This window comes from Streptomyces lydicamycinicus (genome assembly GCF_000829715.2).
In the GTDB taxonomy this organism is placed as follows: domain Bacteria; phylum Actinomycetota; class Actinomycetes; order Streptomycetales; family Streptomycetaceae; genus Streptomyces; species Streptomyces lydicamycinicus.
This window is the reverse complement of sequence record NZ_BBNO01000007.1, coordinates 159,171-179,119: the sequence shown is the minus strand read 5'-3', so window position 1 is coordinate 179,119 and position 19,949 is coordinate 159,171. Positions and strand designations below refer to the sequence as shown.

Below are 19,949 nucleotides of genomic sequence, written 5' to 3'. Positions count from 1 at the left end.
ACACCACCGGCGAGATGAGCACCTCCACCGTCCGGCGCCCCGCCGAGGGGACCGGCGGCGGGTCCGGGGTCCGTATCGGCGTGCTGGTCACCGCGCTGCTCGCGGCCTGTTTCGCCTTCCAGCTCAACGCCAGCATGCTCAGCCCCGCGCTGAAGAACATCGAGGACACCCTCGGCGCCAGCTCCGCGGAGATCGGCCTCACCCAGACCGCGTTCTTCACCTCGGCGGCACTGTTCTCGCTCTTCCTCCCGCGGCTGGGCGATGTCATCGGGCGCCGCCGGGTGCTGGCCGGAATGCTCGGCCTGATGGTTGTCGGCTGTGTCGTCGCGGCGCTGGCGACCAGCGTGCCGATGCTGTTCGCCGGCCGGGTCATCCAGGGTGTCTCCGGTCCGGTCGTCCCGCTGTGTCTGATCATGCTGCGGGTGGAGGTCCAGGAGCCGAAGCGGTACGGCACCCTGCTGGGCGTGATCACCGCCGTCAACGGCGGTATCGCCGGTGTCGACTCCCTCGCGGGCGGCTACCTGGCCGACCGTCACGGCTTCCCGTCGGTGTTCTGGGCGATGGCGGTCGTCGCCGCCCTGGCCACCGTCCTGGTCGCCACCCTCACCCCCGAGTCGAAGGCGCCCGCCGCGACCCGGATGGACTGGCCCGGGGTCGCGCTGCTCGTGGTCTCGGTCGGCTCGCTGCTGATCGCGCTCAACGAGGCGGGCAAGCTGGCCGCCGCCGACTGGCCGCTGATCGCCGTCCTGCTCGTCCTGTCCGCGGCCGCCTTCGCGCTGTTCTGGCGGACCGAGAACCGCAGCGGGCACCCCCTGGTCGCCACCAGGCACCTCAAGCAGCGGGCGACCTGGGCGACCCTGCTGACCACCGTGCTCACCATGACCGGGGTGTTCGCCGTCATGAACGGGCTGATCCCGGCCTTCGCACAGGACGCCCAGGCCGGTCTCGGGATGAGCGCCGAGCAGTCCGCGTGGTGGACGCTGTCGCCGTACGCGCTCGCCGGACTCGCCATGGGCCCGCTGGCCGGCCGTCTCGCCGCGACCTTCGGCTACGGCCGCGTCCTGCGGTGCGGCCTGGCCGGGTCGGTGGCGACGGTCGCGCTGATGCTGCTCACGATGCACAGCCAGTCGCAGATCCTGCTGCTGGTGACGTCCGTCCTGGTGGGCATCGCCTACGCGGGCGTGGCGAACATCGTCCTCAACGGGCTGGGCATCGTCCTCTCCCCCAGTGACAACCCGGGCTTCCTGCCCGGTCTGAACGCCGGCGCCTTCAACCTCGGCGCGGGACTCAGCTTCGCGCTCCTGTACGCGGTCAAGACCGCCGCGTCCCCGGCGGACCCGTCGTCGTCCGGTGGCTACACCGCCGGCATGATCGCGGGCGTGGTCGTCCTGGCCGCGGCCATCGCGACGTCGTTCCTGATCCCGAAGCCGGTGGCGGCCGAAGCACAGGACTGAGGCGCACGCCGGACACCACGGGCCGCCCGCCGACCACGGAATCCGGTCGGCGGGCGGCCCGTTGCGGTGTCCGCCGTCAGTGGTGTCCGCGTGCGCTGTCAGCGGCCCCGCCGAAGAGCCGTGCCACGGCGCGGAACGGCAGGGTGACGACGGTGGCGATGGCACCACCGATCGACCTGAGAACGTCTGCGATCGCATGCAACATGAGTGAACCTCCGTCATGACCCTCCGGCACCACAGTCGAAGTGCCGCCGTCGGCCGGGTCGTTGTGCCGGGAGCGCCTGCCGGGGCGGCAGGTCACCCGGTGGTCGTGTCGTCCGTCCAGCGCAGGATGGCGCCGAGCCCGCCGGACGGTGCCCGCTCGGGGTCACGGACCACCACGATGTCGGCGCCGCTCGCGGCCGCCGACCGCACCAGCGCGTCATCCGCCCGTGCGGCGGCCGGACGCGTCTCGCCCAGGTACTGCAACTCCGTTCCCCGTACGCCGAGTTGATCGGCTTCGGAGCCCACCCAGACCTGCCGGGCGATGTCCGAGCCGTGCGGGCTGACCAGCAAGGTGGCGATCCGGTGTTCCCGGGCCGCCTCGACCAGGGCGGGGATGCCGGCCGCGGCGTGCGGGGCGCTCTTGCCTCCCGGCCCCGCACCGGTGCGGAAGCGGTCCGCCACCTGCGCGATGTGCTCACGTTCCTGAACTGCCCTGACCTGGGCGATGTCCCGGTCCACCAGCGTACTCTCGGCACCGGGCGCCCGCCCGCCGTGTTCGCTCTCGTAGGTGAGGGCGCGCAACGGTTCGGGCAGCTTGTCGTGCACCAGATGGCGTTCGCGGGCGTCGCCGATCAGGACGATGGCCTCGGCGCCACACTCCTCGAACGCCTTGCGCACCGCATCGGCGATCTCTTCGGCGTTGTGCTCCCAGGTGTTCTCCACCTTGGCGCGGAAGTGGCCTTCGGACCAGTCGCCCGAGGCGGTGCGGTGCAGGGGCCAGTCGGCGCCGCTGACCTGGCCGGCGTCCTCGGTGCCCCGTTCGCCGAGGACGGCGAAGTCCGCTCCCGCCCGGTCCAGACGGACCACCAGGCAGACCGGGTCGTCGCCGACCGCCGCCAGGAAGGGAGTGACTCTGGGCACCGGTCCCCAGGCCGCGAACGGGGTGGCAGGAGGCCCGGGAAGCGGGGTGTCGAGCACGATCTCACCATGGGCGGCGAACAGCACCCGCCCGGAGTGCTCCCCGGACTCGCCTTCGTGCCGTGTGAGCAGTGCTTCGTGCACCGCACCGCAGGTGGCCTCGTCCGCGCCGAGCGCGAACAACTGCGCCGTGGTGGCGCTCGCCGTCAACTCTTGCTGTTTTGCGGCGTCCTCGGTGCTGTGCGAGATATCGGCATAGACGGATGCCCAGGGGCCTGGCCGGTCGATGACCGGTTGCAGGAGCGAGATTCGCATGGCGCTGCCTCCTTGGCTTCCTCGGATTCCGTGGATTCTCCTGTGATACGTGGGCCGTGATCGGTGGGCTGCCTTACGAATTCCCGTTCCCGAAAGGCGTATGCATCCAGGGCATATGCATCTGCCGTTACGTTCCGTGGCCGGCCGCGTGTTTTCCGTAGGCATGGTTGAAACAGCGCTGCCGGGTTGTTAGGGCTGGGGGACCAGGGAAACTGGGAGTAACGCGACGGGTCTGTATGACTCGTGGAGCCGGAGGCACCCATGGTCATGGAACACGGAACGGACAAGACCGGCCCCGCCCGGGACGAGATGATGAAGAAGCAACTACGGGGGCAATTGACGGCGGAGCGCGCCCTGCGAACGGACGAGGAGCATGAACTCCAGCCGGCGGGCGAGGACCAGCCGGTGGCGGCGTGGTCCCCCGAGAGCGAGTTCCGGGGCGGCACACCGAGCGGCATGACCGAGGAGGACGTGGGACTGCGCTCCGAACTCGCCCAGCACCTCGGGCGCAGCCTGTACCCGGCCGACAAGTACGCGATCATCGAGACCCTGCGGCGCAACAACGCACCGGACCGGCTGGTCGCCATGGCCGAGCGGCTGCCCGCACACGAGCGGTTCGGCAATGTGCAGAGCATCGCCGAGGCCGTCGGGATCGCGACGGAGCACCGGCGCGCCTGAGGCCGGGCCCGGTCCGCTCATCCTGGCGCTGCCGGGAGCCTCCAGGAGGCGGACAATTGGTCGTAGAGCACCTGCCGCACCCCGCGGCCGGGCGAATGGACGGGAAGAGGGAGGGCGGTTATGTCCGACGACGCGATGGGCGACGAGGTCTACCAGCCGCCCAGATCCGATCCCCGGGACAACCCCAACGCGCTCGACATGGAGGACGCCCTGGACGAGCCGGACCTCGACCAGACGCTGGACAGCGGCTATTCGCCGCCCGAGCGGCCCTTCGTGGTGAACCACGAGGGGACCACCGCGCGCGAGCTGCACGAGCGTGAATCGCTGGAGCACCGGCTGTCGGTGGAGATGCCGGAGGTCAGCGCACCCGACGGCGACGGGATCGGCGACCTCCCGGGCGGGGTGGGGGAACCGACCGACCTCGAATGCGGCGACGAGCGGGCGGGCCGGCTCGTGGGCTCCGACGAGGGGTTCTGGCGCGGAGGCAGCAATGACATCGCCGCCCGGGACGTCGGGATCGACGGCGGCGCCGCGTCGGCGGAGGAGGCGGCGGTGCATATCGCCCGGGACGACGCGGGGGACGGGGACAGGGAGATCTAGCCCCTGCCGTGCCCCGGCCGCCCCGCCCTGATCTCACGGTCCCGCGGCACGCCGGTTCGGCGGCCTCGCCGAGCGCCCTCACAGGACGTCGGGGTCGTCCGAGCGCGCGATCCGGGCCTGCATATTGCGCTCCATCATGCGCAGCGCGGCGGCGGCGAGGTCTTCATGGATATGCGCACAGGCGTCCTCGGCGACGATGACCCGAATATGCCGGATATGAGCGTCGAGCGCCGAATAGAGCACGCATTGTTCGGTGACCTGACCACAGAGCACGATCGTGTCGATGCCGTGCTGCCGCAGCAGATATTCCAGCGGCGTTTCATAGAAGACCGAGTGCCGTGCTTTCACCACGAACAGCGATTTTTCGTCCGGCCGGACCGGCTCCACCAGATCGGCGTGCGGGCCGCTCAGTACGGTGTCCAGAAGTTCGTCGTGGTGTGAGCGCCACAGGCCGAAATTGTCATTGACGTAAATGATCTCGACATCGTTCTTTCGGGCCCGTTCGATCAGCGCGGTGATATGCGGCAAGGTCTGCCGCACCGAGGGCAGCAGCAGTTCCGCGTCCGCGTGCTCATAAGAATTGAGCATGTCGATCACGATGAGCGCCTTGCCGGACATGGCGTCCCCCGGTCAGCCGGGCTGCCCCGGGCTCTCTTCGGCGGCCACCCGCTTCAGGGTGCGGCCGCTGCGTACGGAGCGGGCCCGCCGGGCGTCCGGCGTACCGCCCCGCCCGGCCCGATCGTCGTTCTCCTTGACCAGCAGCCAGGACTCCCGCTTCCCGGGGCCCTCACCGGTACGGAACCGGGTCAGCGCATAGCCGCCGTGGAGCTTGCTGCCGTCGAGCCAGAAGGAGACATGACCGTCCTCCAGCGCCTGGCCGAACGACAGCGGGCGGCCCTTCTTCTTCCGGGGCAGCGGGCGGTAGCTGCCCTGGTCCCAGACGATCACGGTGCCCGCGCCGTACTCCCCCTCCGGGATCACGCCCTCGAATTCCCGGTACTCCAGCGGATGGTCCTCGGTGGGCATCGCCAGCCGCTTGTCGTGCGGGTCGGCGGACGGCCCCTTGGGGACGGACCAGGACTTCAGCACCCCGTCGACCTCCAGCCGGAAGTCGAAGTGCAGGGTGCTCGCGTCGTGGATCTGGACGACGAAGGACGAGGTGTCGCCGGCCGCCGCCGGGGCACCCGGCGGCTCGCGCGTCCGGTCGAAGTGCCGCTTGCCGCGGTATGCCGTCAGTCCGTCCTCGGCACCCATGTGCCCCGCCTGCCCTTCGTACCGGTGGCCGCATCTCTCACTGTCGCGCGAGGCGCCCGGCGACGCATGTGCGGCCGCCCCGCCGCCCCCCGGGTGCCCGGTTGGGTCAGTAACAGGCCTACCAAGGGGCGAGCCCGGCCCGCGGGGGCGAGCGTGGAGGGAGACGAGCCGACGCTGGAGGAACCATGGGCGTACGCCGGCTGCTGCGTGGCTGGCCCGCGTACCGGCAGCTCACGGGCGGTGACCCGCTGGGCCGGGGGCGGGCCGCGATGTCCGGGCGAACCGAGGCGCTGCGCCCGCGCACGGACACCGCGGACCGCGTGGTGGCCTCGGTCTGCCCGTATTGCGCGGTGGGCTGCGGGCAGCAGGTCTACGTCAAGGACGAGCGGGTGGTGCAGATCGAGGGGGACCCCGCCTCGCCGGTCAGCAGGGGGCGGCTGTGTCCCAAGGGCGCGGCGACGCTTCAGCTGACGACCGGACCCGCCCGCCGCCATGAGGTGCTGTACCGGCGGCCCTACGGGACCGAGTGGGAGCGGCTCGACCTCGACACGGCCATGGACATGATCGCCGAGCGGGTGATCGAGCTGCGCCGTGCCACCTGGGAGTGGGAGGCGGACGGCCGGCGGGTCGCCCGTACGCTCGGCATCGCCAGCCTGGGCGGCGCCACCCTCGACAACGAGGAGAACTACCTGATCAAGAAGCTGCTGACCGGTCTGGGCGTGGTCCAGGTGGAGAATCAGGCCCGGGTCTGCCACAGCTCCACGGTCGCCGGTCTCGGCACCTCGTTCGGGCGCGGCGGGGCGACCACCTTCATGCAGGATCTCCAGCACGCGGACTGCATCGTCATCGAGGGCTCCAATTTCGCCGAGGCGCACCCGGTGGGCTTCCAGTGGGTCATGGAAGCCAAGGCGCGCGGCGCGAAGATCATCCATGTCGATCCGCGCTTCACCCGCACCAGTGCCCTGTGCGATCTGCATGTGCCGATCCGGGCGGGCACCGACATCGCCTTCCTCGGCGGGCTGATCCATCACGTACTGACCGAGGAGAAGGACTTCCGGGAGTACGTCCTCGCCTATACGAACGCCGCCACCCTCGTCAGCGAGGACTTCCGCGACACCGAGGACCTCGACGGCGTGTTCTCCGGGCTGGACGAGGCGGAGCGCCGCTATGACCCGGCGAGCTGGCAGTACGAGGGCACCGACGTCCAGGCCCCGGCGGGCGATGTCGAGCAGCTGCGGGACCAGCGCCTGCGGGACGCCGCGAGCAGTTCCCACCCGCCGCCGGGCCACGCCGAGACCCATGGCGCGGGCGGTCCGCAGGCCCACGCCGGTGCGCCGAGCGACCCCACCCTGCGGCACCCCCGCTGCGTCTACCAGATCCTCAAGCGGCACTACGCCCGCTACACACCGGAGATGGTCGAGCGGACCTGCGGGGTGCCGCGGGAGACCTTCGCGGAGGTGTGCCGGGCCCTGACCGAGAACTCCGGGCGCGAGCGCACCAGCGCCTTCGTCTACGCGGTGGGCTGGACCCAGCACTCGACCGGCTCGCAGTACATCCGGGCGGCCAGTGTGCTCCAGCTCCTGCTGGGGAACATCGGCCGCCCCGGAGGCGGCATCCAGGCACTGCGCGGTCACGCCTCCATCCAGGGGTCCAGTGACATCCCCACGCTGTTCAACCTGCTGCCCGGCTATCTGCCGATGCCGCATGCGCACACCCACGAGGACCTGGACACCTTTGTCGCGGCGAGCCGTACCGACAAGGGCTTCTGGGGTGAGATGCGGGCGTACACCGTCAGTCTGCTGAAGGCGTATTACGGCGACGCGGCCACGCCCGCCAATGACTTCTGCTTCGGTCATCTGCCGCGGCTCACCGGTTCGCACAGCACCTATGACACCGTCCTCGCCCAGCTGGACGGGGTGTGCAAGGGCTACTTCCTGATGGGCGAGAATCCCGCGGTCGGCTCCGCCAACACCCGTCTCCAGCGGCTGGGCATGGCCCGGCTCGACTGGCTGGTCGTCCGCGACTTCTCGCTCATCGAATCGGCGACGTGGTGGCAGGACGGTCCCGAGATCGAGACGGGCGAACTGCGCACCGAGGACATCGGGACGGAGGTGTTCTTCCTCCCGGCGGCCTCGCACACCGAGAAGTCCGGCTCCTTCACCAACACCAACCGCTGGCTCCAGTGGCACCATGCCGCCGTCGAGCCGCAGGGCGACGCCCGCAGTGATCTGTGGTTCATGTACCACCTGGGCCGGCGCATCAAGGAGAAACTGGCGGCGTCCACCGACCCGATGGACCGGATGGTGCAGGACCTCACATGGGATTACCCGGTGGCGGGGCCGCTCCAGGAGCCGGTCGCCGCTGCCGTGCTCGCCGAGATCAACGGGCACGGCCCCGACGGGGCGCCGCTGAGCACGTACACCGAGCTCAAAGACGACGGCTCGACCCGGTGCGGCTGCTGGATCTACTGCGGGGTCTTCGCGGACGGCGTCAACCAGGCCGCCCGCCGCACCCCGCACACCGAGCAGGACTGGGTCGCCGCACGCTGGGCCTGGTCCTGGCCCGCGAACCGGCGGATCCTCTACAACCGCGCCTCGGCCGCTCCCGACGGCACTCCCTGGAGCGCGCGCAAGGCGTATGTGTGGTGGGACGCCGACCACGGACGCTGGACCGGCCGTGACGTCCCGGACTTCATCCCCGACCGGGCACCGGACCATGTGCCGCCGCCCGGGGCGACCGGACCCGACGCCCTGCGCGGCGACGATCCCTTCATCATGCAGGCGGACGGCAAGGGCTGGCTCTACGCCCCATCCGGGCTCCACGACGGGCCGCTGCCCACCCATTACGAGCCGCAGGACTCGCCGTTCACCAGCGCCCTCCACCCCGGCCGGTCGCGCTCCCCCACCCGGCAGCTCTACGTCCGCGAGGGCAACCGCTACCACCCCAGCGGCGACGAACCGGGGGCCGGGGTCTATCCGTACGTGCTGACCACGTACCGGCTCACCGAGCACTTCACGGCGGGCGGGATGAGCCGCTGGTCGCCCTATCTGGCCGAGCTGCAACCCGAGTTGTTCTGTGAGGTGTCGCCGCGGCTCGCCGCCGAGCGCGGTCTGGAGCACTCCGGATGGGCCACCATCATCACCGCCCGCAACGCCATCGAGGCGCGGGTGGCGGTCACCGACCGCATGCGGACCCTGACCGTGCACGGCCGTCCGGTGCATCAGATCGGGCTGCCGTTCCACTGGGGGCCCAACGGGGTCGTCACCGGCGACGCGCCGAACGAGCTGGTCGCCATCGCGCTGGACCCCAACTCCCATATCCAGGAGGACAAGGCCCTCACGGCCGACATCCGGCCGGGACGCCGGCCGCGCGGCCCCGCACTCCCCCGCCTGGTGGCCGATTACCGGCGGCGCGCGGGCATCACCGAGCACACCGGAGAGGACCAGCGGCCATGACCGACAGCCTGCTCAGCGGCCCGGAACCCGACCCGGCCGGGGACGCCGGTCATGCCGGTGCCCCGCCCCGGGTGGGGTTCTTCACCGACACCTCGGTCTGCATCGGCTGCAAGGCGTGCGAGGTGGCGTGCAAGGAGTGGAACGCGATCCCGGAGGACGGGCTGTCGCTCACCGGCATGTCGTACGACAACACCGTGAGCCTCGGCGCCTCCACCTGGCGCCATGTGGCCTTCATCGAGCAGTCGGTGCCGCCGTCCGCTCCCCCGGTGCCCGCGCCCGAGGGCCGTACGGAACTCCCGCTGGCGGGGGAGGCACCGGCCGGCGGCGACCTCCGCTGGCTGATGTCCTCCGACGTCTGCAAACACTGCACCCATGCGGCCTGCCTCGATGTCTGCCCGACCGGCTCGATCTTCCGCACCGAGTTCGGGACCGTCGTGGTCCAGGAGGACATCTGCAACGGCTGCGGCTACTGCGTCCCCGCCTGTCCCTATGGCGTCATCGACCAACGCCCCTCCGACGGCCGCGCCTTCAAGTGCACCCTGTGCTACGATCGGCTCGGCGCCGGGCAGGAGCCCGCCTGCGCCAAGGCGTGCCCGACGGAGTCGATCCAGTTCGGTCCGCTGGACGAACTGCGTGCGCGCGCGGCGCTGCGGGTCGGCCAACTACAGGCGGCGGGCGTGGCCGGGGCCCGGCTCTACGGCCACGACCCCGGGGACGGCGTCGGCGGCGACGCGGCCTTCTTCCTGCTGCTCGACGAACCGGAGGTCTACGGGCTGCCACCCGACCCGGTGGTCACCACCCGTGACCTGCCCGCCATGTGGCGGCATGCGGGGGCGGCGGCACTGTCGTTGGCGGGCGGCCTGGCGCTGTCCTTCGCGCTGCCCGCGATGCTGCGAAGGACGGTACGGCGATGACGCGCCCGGCACCGCGCACCGCGGGCGGACGCACCCGCCGCCGTAGGGGCGAGGAACTCATGGTCCCCCGGGCGGAGTTCCGCTCCTACTACGGCCGACCGGTCATCAAGGCCCCGTCCTGGTCCGCCCGCGACATCGCCGGCTACTTCTTCCTCGGCGGGCTCGCGGGGGCCGGCTCGGTGCTCGCCGCCGGTGCCCAGCTGACCGGCCGCACCACCCTGGCGACCTCGCTGAAGGTGTCCTCCCTGGCGGCGGTGTCGCTGTCCGCGGCCGCGCTGATCAACGACCTCGGCCGCCCGGCACGCTTCACCCACATGCTGCGCGTGCTGAAGCCGACCTCACCGATGAGCGTCGGCTCCTGGCTGCTCGGCGGCTACGGGCCGATGGCCGGCGCGGCGGCCCTGTGCGCGGTGGCCGGGCGGCTGCCCCGGGCCGGTGCCGCCGCCACCGCGGCCGCCGCGGCCCTGGGACCGGCCGTGGCCACCTATACCGCCGTGCTCGCCGCGGACACCGCCGTACCGGCATGGCATGGCGCGCACCGCGAGCTGCCCTATCTCTTCGCCGCCTCCGCGACCGCCGCGGCCGCCGGTATGGCGCTGGTGGTCGCACCGCCCCGGGAGAGCGCCCCGGCCCGCTGCGCCGCCGTGCTGGCGGCCGTGGCGGACGCGGCGGCCACCCGGGCGGCCGAACGGCGCCTGGGGATGGTGGCGGAGACCTACCGGGAAGGGCGGGCGGGGCGGCTGCTGCGCGCCGCCGAACTGCTTCTCGGCGGTGGCGCGGCGGCCGCGGCGCTCGCCGGCCACCGCTCCCGCGGCGCGGCCGTCGCAGCCGGTCTGGCGCTGCTCGCCGGCTCGGCCTGCACCCGCTTCGGTGTCTTCGCGGCCGGCCTGGCGTCCGCGCGGGACCCTGCCTACACGGTCCTCCCCCAACGTGCCACCCAGGGCCGGCCGCCCGCAGAATGACAGGGGACCCATGTGTACCCGGCCGCACACCGGTTAGCCGACAGGACACCACGGTGTGCCCGCGCCGGCCGTCGGCCCGCACCGGACGGTGGCCCTGTCCGGCCCGGCGCTCCAGCACCTTCCTCGACCGCAGGAGTCCACGTGAAGCGACGTCGTCCTCGGATCGTGATCGTCGGAGCCGGCTTCGCCGGTTACGAATGTGCCCGCACGCTCTCCCGGCAGGCCAAGGGAGCCGCCGAGATCGTGCTCATCAACCCCCATGACTACTTTCTGTATGTGCCGCTGCTGCCGGAGGTGGCGGCCGGAATCCTGGAACCCCGCCGGATCTCGGTCTCGCTCACCGGGACCCTGCCGGGCGTCCGGCTCGTCCTCGGTGAGGTCCATGACGTGGACTTCGATGCCCGCCGGGTGGCCTACACCGACCCCGAGGACCGGGACGGCTCGCTGTCCTACGACCGGCTGGTGCTGACCGTCGGCAGCGTCAACAAACTGCTGCCCGTCCCTGGAGTCGCCGAGCATGCCCACGGCTTCCGCGGGATGCCCGAGGCGCTGTACCTCCGCGACCACATCACCCGTCAGGTCGAGCTGGCCGCCGCGGCCGAGGACCCGGCCGAGCGGGCCGCCAGGACCACCTTCGTCGTCGTGGGCGCCGGCTACACCGGGACCGAAGTCACCGCCCACGGTGTGCGGTTCACCGACTCCCTGGCCCGGCAGAACACCGGCCTGCGGGACGGCCCACGCCCCCGCTGGCTGCTGCTGGACCTCGCCGACCGGGTGCTGCCCGAGCTCGACGAGCGGCTGTCGCGCACCGCCGACCGGGTCCTGCGCGCCCGCGGCGTCGATGTCCGCACCCGCACCTCCGTCAAGGAGGCCACCCCGGACGGGGTCCTGCTCGACGACGGCGAGTTCGTCAGCAGCCACTCCCTGATCTGGTGTGTGGGCGTACGGCCGGACCCGCTGGTCGAGTCCTTGGGGCTGCCCACCGACAAGGGACGGCTGTGCGTCGACAAGTTCCTGGGCGTGCCCGGCCGGCCGGGGGTGTTCGCCTGCGGTGACGCCGCGGCCGTGCCCGACCTGACCCGCCCCGGTGAGACGACGCCGATGACCGCCCAGCACGCCCAGCGGCAGGGCAAGGTCGCGGCGCACAATGTGGCGGCGTCCTGCGGACAGGGCACCCCACGGGCCTACGAGCACCATGACCTGGGCTTCATGGTGGACCTGGGCGGCATCCAGGCCGCCGCGAACCCGCTGCACATCCCGCTGTCCGGCCCGCTCGCCGGGGTGGTCACCCGCGGCTACCACCTCCTGGCGATGCCGGGCAACCGCGTCCGGGTGGCCACCGACTGGCTCCTGGACGCGGTGCTGCCGCGGCAGGCCGTCCAGCTGGGTCTGGTCCGCTCCTGGTCGGTGCCGCTGGACACCGAAACCCCCGAGGTGGCCCGGGTGGGCGGCGCCTCGTAAGAGCCGGGCCGGCCGGGCGTTCCCCGGATGCCGGATGCGGAGGGTTCTGCTTGGCTGGCCGGTGATGATCCGTGCGGCGTGTACGGGCGGTGTCCGCGAGCCGTCGACCACACGATTCCGGAGGCAAGAGATGGACCTGCACCGTAGCCCGGTCGCCCGCGCATGGCGCCATTGGCGCCGGCCCGCCGACCGCTCCGTCCCCCGCCGCTCCCTGGATGCCGAGGACACCAGCCGGCGCTTTCTGATGTACGGCGTCATGCCGCTCTGGTTCGTCCCCTCGGTGGCGGACTGGATCATGCACCGGCGGACCCGGATCGAGGAGACCAGCGGCGTCCGGGAATCGGCGGTGCACGCGCTGATGATGGCGGAAGCCGGGGTGCCGGTCACCCTGGGGCTGCTGGCCAAGGTCAATCCGCTGGTCCTGACGGTGATGGGCGGTGCGGCCCTGGCGCACGGCGCCACCGCGCTGTGGGATGTGAGCCTGGCGACGACCGAGCGGGAGGTCCGTCCCATGGAGCAGCACATCCACAGCTTTCTGGAGGTCCTGCCACTCACGGCGCTGGCGTTCCTCGCCTGTCTGCACGCCGACCAGGTCCGCGGCACGCTGCGCGGCGGCCGCGGCGCCGGGGACTGGAAGCTGCTGCCCAAGGAATCCCCGTTGCCCGCCCGCTATTTGGCCGGCATCGGAGTCGGTCTCACCGTGTGCGTGGCGCTGCCGTACGCCGAGGAGATGACCCGGTGTCTCAAGGCCGCCCGGCGTCGCGGGACGCTGTGACGGTGAACGTGCAGCTCACGGACGGCGCCGGACGGGGCGGCCCGCGGACACTGCCGGCGCTGCGTATCGTCGCGCCCGGGATCGACGGCCCCGAGGACGTGGTGGCCGATGCCGACGGCACCCTCTTCGCGGGGGCCGCGGACGGTGCGATCTGGCGGCTGCGCCTCTCGGCGTCGGGTGCGGCGGACGAGGCAACGGCGGTGGCACACACGGGTGGCAGACCGCTCGGCCTGCACCCCCTGCCCGGCGGTGAGCTGCTGGTCTGTGACGCCCGGCGCGGTCTGCTGTGCGTCGACCCGCGGCCCGGGACCGTCCGGGTGCTCGCCGACGAGGTGGCCGGCCGGCCCCTGCGGTTCGCCAGCAATGTCACCGCCGCGGCGGACGGCACGGTCTACTTCACCGTCTCCAGCCGTCGCTACGGTCTCGACGAGTGGCTGGGCGACTTCCTGGAGCACACCGGAACCGGTCAGCTGCTGCGCCTGCGGCCCGGCGGCTCCCCCGAAGTCCTGCTGGACGGGCTTCAGTTCGCCAATGGCGTGGCCCTGGCCCCGGACGAGTCCTTTCTGGTCGTGGCCGAGAGCGGGGCCCGCCGCCTGAGCCGCTACCGGCTCACCGGCCCCCGGGCCGGCACCGCCGACACCCTGGCCGACGGGCTTCCCGGCTACCCCGACAACATCTCCCTCGGTCCCGACGGCGCGTTCTGGGTGGCCCTGGCGCGACCGCGGTCAGCCGGTGTGGAGTTGCTGCACGGTATGCCGCGCGGGGTCCGTCGGTCGGTCTGGGAGGTGCTGAAGCGGCTGCGGCTCTCGATGCCGCCGCACCCGACGGCGCGGGTGCTGGCGGTCCGACCCGACGGCGGCGCGGCCGGGGATCTGCGCGCCGTGCGGTCTCCGTACCGGATGGTCACCAGTGTCTGCCGGACGGACCATTTCCTGGCCCTGGGCAGCGTCGCGGAACGGGGCATCGCCGTCTGCGCGTTCCCCGGCGCGGACGGCTCGTCCCCCGGGCGCTGACCCGCCGGACGCACCGTGCCCGCCTGCGCGGACCGTGCCGCTACACCACCCGTTCCGTTTCGGCTTCCTCCTCCTCGGGGAGCCGCACATCGCTGACCGCGATATTGACCTCCACGACTTCGAGGCCGGCCATCCGCTCCACCGCGGAGATCACGTTCTCCCGCACCGCCTGCCCCACATCGGGGATGACCTCGCCGTACTCGACGACGATGTCCAGGTCCACCGCCGCCTGTTTCTCGCCGACTTCGACCTTGACACCGTGCGGGGTGGTCGTGCCGCCCCCGGGTACGCGTTTGCGTAGGGCTCCCACCGACCGCGAGAGCCCGCTGCCCAGGGCATGGACTCCTGCCACATCACCGGCCGCCAGGAAGGCGATCTTCGCGACCACACCATCGGCGATGGTCGTCCGCCCCAGGCTCCCGGTGTTCCGCGACCCGCGCTCTGCGAACTCGGTCATTGCGCATCACCCCAGTGCTCCATCGAGGGGAAGTCTTCGGCCCTCTCTTCACGCTATGGCCGTACGGGTGACGCTGCCTCCCGAAAACGGCCGCGACGGCCAGAGCCCCAGGTGGCACCTTTCCCTTCGTTTGCCGAGACGGCAAGGAAGCTTGTCATTTTCGCCGATCCGGGCGGAGCATCCCGGCAAGGGGGGCAGGCCACGGAAACGGCGCTGCCGCACCTCACCGAGGAGCACGGACCGAGGAGGACTCTCATGACCCATGACGTCACCGTCCCGGACGAGGAGTACTGGGACACCCGCTACGCCCAGAGCGACCGGATGTGGAGCGGCCGCCCCAACTCCGCCCTGGTCCGGGAGGCCGGCGACCTCGCCCCGGGCAGCGCACTGGACCTGGGATGCGGGGAAGGGGCGGACGCGATCTGGCTCGCCGAGCGGGGCTGGGAGGTCACCGCCGTCGACATCTCCGGGGTCGCCCTCGGCCGGGCGGCCGGGCACGCGGCGGCGACCGCGGTCGCCGACCGCATCACCTGGCAGCGACACGATCTCAGTGCGACGTTCCCGGCGGGCACCTTCGATCTCGTCACGGCCCAATTCCTGCATTCCCCCAGCGACGCCATGCCGCGCGAGGACATCCTGCGGAAGGCCGCCGCCGCGGTCGCCCCCGGCGGTGTGCTGCTCATCGTCGGCCATGCGGGACTGCCCGCCTGGGAGCCCGACTCCGCTGTACCTCTGCCCACTCCGGAGGAAGTCGTCGCGGACCTCGGCCTCCCGGACGGGGAGTGGGACCTGCTGCGCTGCGAGGAACACCCGAGCTTCCGGACCGGCCACGACGGAAAGCCCGACCCCCGCACCGACAACACCGTGAAGCTCCGCCGCCGGACCGCCTGACACCTGCCGCACCGACCCCGGCGAGTGATCCGCACCCCATCGGAATGCGCCAAGTCCCATGCGATGTAGGGGTGTTGACCACCGCCCGGGTCCGGTCCCCGCGATAAGGTCCTGGCCCCGGTTCCGCCCCGGGCCTGCCGGGACCGGGGGCGGCGGGGGCTTGCGGTCGCCAAGGACATCTGTCAAAAGGGTGCCGCTCCCGGTGGCAGATCCGTATCGTCTGCTCGCGCCGGAGCCTTCTCGCCCCGGGATCTCCGCACGAGATCTCCCCCGGGCGCCCGTGCCATCGATGGCAGTGCCAGCAGCTAGGGAGCAATGGTGACACCCCTGATCGTACCCGTCATGATCACATTCGGGATCTTCCTGCTCGCCATGGTGACCGTGGGCATCTGGACGTATCAGGACACCGTGACGTTCTCCGACTTCGCACTGGGCGGGCGCCGGCTGAGTGCACCGCTGGCGGCGCTGTCCGCGGGCGCCAGTGATATGTCCGGCTGGCTGTTCCTGGGACTGCCGGGCGCGGTGTACGCGGCGGGGATCGGCGCCTCGTGGATCGCCGTCGGCCTGGCCATCGGCACCTATCTCAACTGGCTTCTGGTCGCGCCGCGGCTGCGTACGTACACCGAGCTGGCCGGCGACGCCAAGACGCTCTCGGCGTATCTGGAGGAACGGTTCGAGGACGGCAGCAGAATGCTGCGCCTGGTCTCGGCGACCGTCACCGTGGTGTTCTTCACCGTGTACGTGGCGAGCGGACTCCTGGCCGGGGGCGTGCTGTTCGAGGGCATCTTCGGCGGCGGCTTCGAGTTCGCACTCACCGTCTTCGCCGTGGTGATCGTCGTCTACACCGTCCTGGGCGGCTTCCGTGCGGTGAGTGTGACGCACTCGATCCAGGCCACGGTGATGTTCTGCGCGGCAGTGGCACTCCCCGCGATCGCCATCGCGACGCTGGGCGGCTTCGGCGCGCTGCACGGAGCGCTCACCCGCAAGAGCCCCGCCCTGCTGGACATGGGGGCGGAGGCCGGCTTCGACGGCAGCCGGTGGACGTCCGGTGGGCCGCTCGGCGCGGTGGCGGTGATCTCCCTACTGGCCTGGGGCCTGGGCTACTTCGGACAGCCGCACATCCTGGCCCGCTTCATGAGCATCCGCAGCACCCGCGAGATACCCCGGGCCCGCCGGATCGGCGTGGGCTGGGTGGTCGTCTGTCTGGCGGGCGCCTCGCTCGTGGGACTGGTGGGCATCGCCGCGCTCGACCGGGCGCCGGACAACCCGGAGACCGTCTTCATCGCGCTGTGCGCCCAGTTGGTCAATCCCTGGGTCGCCGGCATCCTGCTGGTCGGTGTGCTGGCCGCGATCAAGTCCACCGCGGACAGCCAGCTGCTGGTCTCCGCGATGGCGCTCACCGAGGACTTCTACCGGGCGTTCGTCAAACGCCAGGCCTCGGACGCGTCCATGGTGCTGGCGGCGCGCGCGACGGTGGTCGTGGTCGCCCTGGTGGCCTACGTCATCGCACTCAGCGGCGGTGCCGTGCTGGACATCGTCGCGTACGCCTGGGCGGGCTTCGGCGCGGCCTTCGGCCCGGTGATCCTGCTGTCGCTCTACTGGCCGCGGATGACACGAGCCGGGGCGATGGCCGGGATCCTGACGGGGGCGGCCACCGTCGTCCTGTGGAAGCACATCGACCCGCTCCTCGGGCCGCTCCAGTCCGGTATCTACGAGATGGTGCCAGGGGTCCTCGCGGCCACCGCGGCGGCGCTGCTCTTCGGCAAGTTCGTCGGCCGCCCGCCGCGGCGCACCTGGTCGGGCTCCATGGAGCGGAGGCACGCCACGACGGTTCCGGTCGGCTGAGGTCAGTGTTTCCCCTCGGCGGCGCACGGCGGGGCCTGCCCCTGGGTCGTCAGACCTTGCCGGTAGGCACCGCAGGCGACCACGGAGACCGCCCCCTCGGCGCCCTGCCGCAGGAGCACAAACGTCTTGTCGGCCGGCGCCGCGTTGGCGCCCGCCTGGTAGGAGACGTAGCCGGTCGCTCCGTCGAAGCTCATCCCGCTGGTGAGCGCGGTCAGCATGGACCGGCGGTCGGCGTGCTTGTCGCGGTACGTCACATCGGCCGCCCGGGAGAGGACATGGAAGGCGTCGTACGCCACCGCCGCATGGCCGTCCTGGCGCCAGGGGTCGGCGCCGTGCGTCGTGTCGCGCACGAAACGGTCATAGACCTCGACGAACTCCCGGGTCTTCTCACTGGCCCGGGTGTCCGTGACCGGCATCCGATGTGACGAGTAGTAGAGCCGCAGCCAGCGTTTGTCGCTGAAGGAGCCGGTCTGCGCCACCATCGTCAGCTCATTGCCGCCCAACACCGTGATGTCGTCCTCGATACAGGTCCCCTGGGCGTTCAGCGCATTGATGAAGGCGATGAAGTCACGGGCTCGCGCGGACCAGAACACCATGGAATCCGGCTGTGCTTTCAGCGCGCGGCACACCGTTTCCGCGAGGTCATGGGCGCTGGAGACCCGGGGGGTGCCGGCGGGCGCCCGCCGGAAGTCGCCGTTCTGCGCGAAATTGATCACCTGCGAACTTCCCGGGAAGTCGTGGCTGAACTTTCCGGTCAGGCTTCTGCTGTACAGGTCCGCCGGACTCTGCACGATGACGGCCTGTGCGGCCGTCGTGCAGCCGCCCTCCCCGTTCCGCCGCGCCACGATGTCGGATTTGCTCGCGAAGTCCGCCTCGATCCGGGACTCCGTGCTGTTGGCCGGTGCGAAGGGCCAGTAGCTCTGGTTGTCCCCGTCCAGCATCTCGTCGGCGGTGGCCGTGGTCCCCACGGTGGGGATGCCTGCCGCGCTGAGCACCTTCAGGGCGGCCCGGGTCTCGTCCCTGCTCTGGGAGTACCCGAGGACTCCGATGACCTGCTCGTAGGGCTTGCGACGGCTGCCGGCGTTCTGCTCCGCCACCAGCTTGCGCGCTTCCTGCTCGGCGTCCCGGAATTCCTCTCCGGCGCTGCGCACTTCCACTCGCAGCGGCACCCGGGTGTCGTCGGAAATGGCTTCGTCGTTCAGCCTCCGCTGCCACAGTGCGATACCGCGCAGTTCCGGGATGCTGCCGTCGAACCGGGTGTTGATCTCGGTGGTCGGCCGGTTCGACTCGAAGGCCACCACGGTGCGGACCGTGCTGCCGGCCGCGGCGAGGGCCTCGGCCCGCTTGTTCTCCTTGCGGATCGCACCGGTGGCGGCGTCGTACCACTCCTTGGGCCGGACGCCGACCGGCTCCGCCTGCGCGGAGGCGGCGACGGAGTCGTCCCCGCCGACGCAGGGATGGGCCGGCGGCCCCTGGACCACCCCGACGACCCATACGCCGAGCACGGCTGCGGATACCACCGCGCCGGCCGTCACCAGCGAGGTCATGGTCTGCCAACTGGTGCTGAAAGTCTTCGGGTTCACCTGCGGAATGGGCAGGCCGTGCCGCGTCAGGGGCTCATCTCGGAACGTCACCAGGACCGGGCTGCCGTCTTTCTGGGTCAGCTGGATTCCGGCCTGCGTGAGGTTGCTCTCCGCCGGGCCGCCCAGCTCCGCCAGCAGCGCGTCCGAGGGCCGGCCCACCGCGATGACCAGCGGCCCCGGCGGCTGCACCGCGGCACGCGCGCGGTGGAACGCGCGCAGGAACCGCTCGGCCTGCTCCGCCCCCGGCGTTCCCTCCGGGGGCACCTCCACCAGCAGCACGGGCCGGGCGGTGCGGCGCCTGCGCCTGGGCAGCAGCCTGCCGGGCTGCGGCACCCGAAGGTCCTCCAACAGCGCCCGCACCAGCAGATCCTCCAGCCGCTGGAGCGACTCCTCCCGCTGGGGGTGCGCATCGCCGAGCGCCAGTCTCAGCACCTGCCGCTGGGCCATGTCGTCCAGCACCCGGAAGAGGTTCTCCTTGCCGCGCTCGGCGTGGAGTTCGGCCCCGAGCCACCGCGCGCGTCGGAACGGCGAAAGACGCATCGGCCGGACGAGCTCCCGGGTCTTGCGGAGCGCCCACCACCAGCGTGGGAACGTCTGGGTGAGCGGTGTCCAGAGGATGCCGAGCAGCCAGCCGTGGAGACCTTCGGCCGGAGGGTTCGCACCGCCGCCGAGCCTCCAGAGAACGGCCGGCAGCCCGCCCCGCTGCACCCGCTGCGCATAGGCCCGGTCACGCAGCGCCTTGGCACCGGCGGCCGCTCCGCCCCGGGCTCCGTGTCCCATCACGTCCGCGATCACATCGCGGAGCAGCGAGAATTGCGGAAAGCAGTCGGGGGTCATGTGCCGGGGAATCCCGTATCCGAGCCGCTCCCCCGCCGCCGCGGCCAGCAGGCCGGTACCCGCGGCCCCGGCTTCCAGGGCGGCGTGCTGTACGAGTTTCCCCTTGTCATCGAGCGGCTGCCGTAACGCCTCGAAGACCCGGCGCACCCTTCTGTCGTACTCCTCGCCGTGCCCCGGCACCCGTAGCAGGAACAGCGGCGGCTTGGTCGACAGATACGCGCGGTCCGCGGGAGCCACCGCCGTGGGGAGCTGCGCGACGAACGTGTCGGCACCGGTGTCGTCAGGAAATTGCGCAGGCACACCCAAAGGCACGGTCATGATTCCCCCGAATTC

General features: G+C 71.6%; 17 protein-coding genes. 11 read left to right on the top strand and 6 right to left on the bottom strand.

Annotated elements, in window-relative coordinates; genetic code table 11:
- The first annotated feature begins 14 nt into the window (after positions 1–14).
- Complete coding sequence (uriT, locus tag TU31_RS23305; protein ID WP_042158842.1) at positions 15–1,454, top strand: uridine transporter UriT; 1,440 nt, start codon at positions 15–17, stop codon at positions 1,452–1,454.
- Between the two features lie 76 nt (positions 1,455–1,530).
- Here uriT and TU31_RS40310 read toward each other — a convergent pair whose 3' ends face one another.
- Both TU31_RS40310 and TU31_RS23300 read right to left on the bottom strand, forming a co-directional pair.
- Positions 1,531–1,659 carry an LPFR motif small protein gene (locus TU31_RS40310; RefSeq protein WP_251083460.1) on the bottom strand — a complete coding sequence of 43 codons (129 nt, stop codon included), beginning with the start codon at positions 1,657–1,659 and terminating at the stop codon, positions 1,531–1,533.
- Between the two features lie 92 nt (positions 1,660–1,751).
- Entirely contained in the window at positions 1,752–2,891 is a 1,140-nt protein-coding gene (locus tag TU31_RS23300) for a baeRF2 domain-containing protein (protein ID WP_042157974.1), read from the bottom strand.
- A gap of 267 nt (positions 2,892–3,158) precedes the next feature.
- Here TU31_RS23300 and TU31_RS23295 point away from each other — a divergent pair, with 267 nt between their 5' ends.
- Together TU31_RS23295 and TU31_RS23290 are read left to right on the top strand one after the other, a co-directional pair.
- Complete coding sequence (locus TU31_RS23295; RefSeq protein WP_370682756.1) at positions 3,159–3,569, top strand: DUF2795 domain-containing protein; 411 nt, start codon at positions 3,159–3,161, stop codon at positions 3,567–3,569.
- Positions 3,570–3,689: 120 nt separating this feature from the next.
- Entirely contained in the window at positions 3,690–4,169 is a 480-nt protein-coding gene (locus TU31_RS23290; protein WP_042157967.1) for a DUF5709 domain-containing protein, read from the top strand.
- 78 nt (positions 4,170–4,247) lie between these two features.
- Here TU31_RS23290 and TU31_RS23285 read toward each other — a convergent pair whose 3' ends face one another.
- Together TU31_RS23285 and TU31_RS23280 are read right to left on the bottom strand one after the other, a co-directional pair.
- Entirely contained in the window at positions 4,248–4,787 is a 540-nt protein-coding gene (locus TU31_RS23285) for a cysteine hydrolase family protein (protein ID WP_042157964.1), read from the bottom strand.
- A 12-nt stretch (positions 4,788–4,799) separates the two neighbouring features.
- On the bottom strand, positions 4,800–5,423 hold the full coding sequence (locus tag TU31_RS23280) for a DNA polymerase ligase N-terminal domain-containing protein (RefSeq protein ID WP_042157961.1): 624 nt from the start codon (positions 5,421–5,423) through the stop codon (positions 4,800–4,802).
- Between the two features lie 185 nt (positions 5,424–5,608).
- On the opposite strand from TU31_RS23280, the gene fdh reads away from it, so the two are divergent.
- The 6 genes from fdh (at position 5,609) to TU31_RS23250 (ending at position 14,003) form a co-directional block, all read left to right on the top strand.
- Positions 5,609–8,878 carry a formate dehydrogenase gene (gene fdh / locus TU31_RS23275; protein ID WP_042157959.1) on the top strand — a complete coding sequence of 1,090 codons (3,270 nt, stop codon included), beginning with the start codon at positions 5,609–5,611 and terminating at the stop codon, positions 8,876–8,878.
- Positions 8,875–9,792 carry a 4Fe-4S dicluster domain-containing protein gene (locus tag TU31_RS23270; RefSeq protein ID WP_042157957.1) on the top strand — a complete coding sequence of 306 codons (918 nt, stop codon included), beginning with the start codon at positions 8,875–8,877 and terminating at the stop codon, positions 9,790–9,792. Before fdh ends, TU31_RS23270 begins: the two co-directional genes overlap by 4 nt.
- Positions 9,789–10,754: an NrfD/PsrC family molybdoenzyme membrane anchor subunit gene (gene nrfD, locus TU31_RS23265; RefSeq protein WP_181018649.1), complete on the top strand. Its 966-nt coding sequence runs from the start codon at positions 9,789–9,791 to the stop codon at positions 10,752–10,754. The genes TU31_RS23270 and nrfD overlap by 4 nt, the downstream gene beginning before the upstream one ends.
- A gap of 165 nt (positions 10,755–10,919) precedes the next feature.
- Complete coding sequence (locus tag TU31_RS23260) at positions 10,920–12,215, top strand: NAD(P)/FAD-dependent oxidoreductase (protein ID WP_042157953.1); 1,296 nt, start codon at positions 10,920–10,922, stop codon at positions 12,213–12,215.
- Between the two features lie 130 nt (positions 12,216–12,345).
- Positions 12,346–12,990 carry a hypothetical protein gene (locus TU31_RS23255; RefSeq protein ID WP_042157950.1) on the top strand — a complete coding sequence of 215 codons (645 nt, stop codon included), beginning with the start codon at positions 12,346–12,348 and terminating at the stop codon, positions 12,988–12,990.
- Positions 12,991–12,992: 2 nt separating this feature from the next.
- Positions 12,993–14,003 carry an SMP-30/gluconolactonase/LRE family protein gene (locus tag TU31_RS23250; RefSeq protein ID WP_370682755.1) on the top strand — a complete coding sequence of 337 codons (1,011 nt, stop codon included), beginning with the start codon at positions 12,993–12,995 and terminating at the stop codon, positions 14,001–14,003.
- Between the two features lie 40 nt (positions 14,004–14,043).
- Here the strand turns inward: TU31_RS23250 and TU31_RS23245 are convergent, their stop codons facing one another.
- Positions 14,044–14,460, bottom strand: coding sequence for an Asp23/Gls24 family envelope stress response protein (locus TU31_RS23245; protein ID WP_042157947.1), 417 nt, complete (start codon positions 14,458–14,460; stop codon positions 14,044–14,046).
- Positions 14,461–14,715: 255 nt separating this feature from the next.
- Here TU31_RS23245 and TU31_RS23240 point away from each other — a divergent pair, with 255 nt between their 5' ends.
- Both TU31_RS23240 and putP read left to right on the top strand, forming a co-directional pair.
- A complete protein-coding gene (locus tag TU31_RS23240; RefSeq protein ID WP_042157944.1) occupies positions 14,716–15,351 on the top strand; it encodes a class I SAM-dependent methyltransferase in 636 nt (211 codons plus the stop codon).
- A gap of 342 nt (positions 15,352–15,693) precedes the next feature.
- On the top strand, positions 15,694–17,196 hold the full coding sequence (gene putP, locus TU31_RS23235; RefSeq protein ID WP_245698649.1) for a sodium/proline symporter PutP: 1,503 nt from the start codon (positions 15,694–15,696) through the stop codon (positions 17,194–17,196).
- A 2-nt stretch (positions 17,197–17,198) separates the two neighbouring features.
- On the opposite strand, the gene TU31_RS23230 is transcribed toward putP, so the two are convergent.
- Positions 17,199–19,916, bottom strand: coding sequence for a type 1 periplasmic-binding domain-containing protein (locus TU31_RS23230; RefSeq protein WP_245698647.1), 2,718 nt, complete (start codon positions 19,914–19,916; stop codon positions 17,199–17,201).
- Positions 19,917–19,949: the final 33 nt, after the last annotated feature.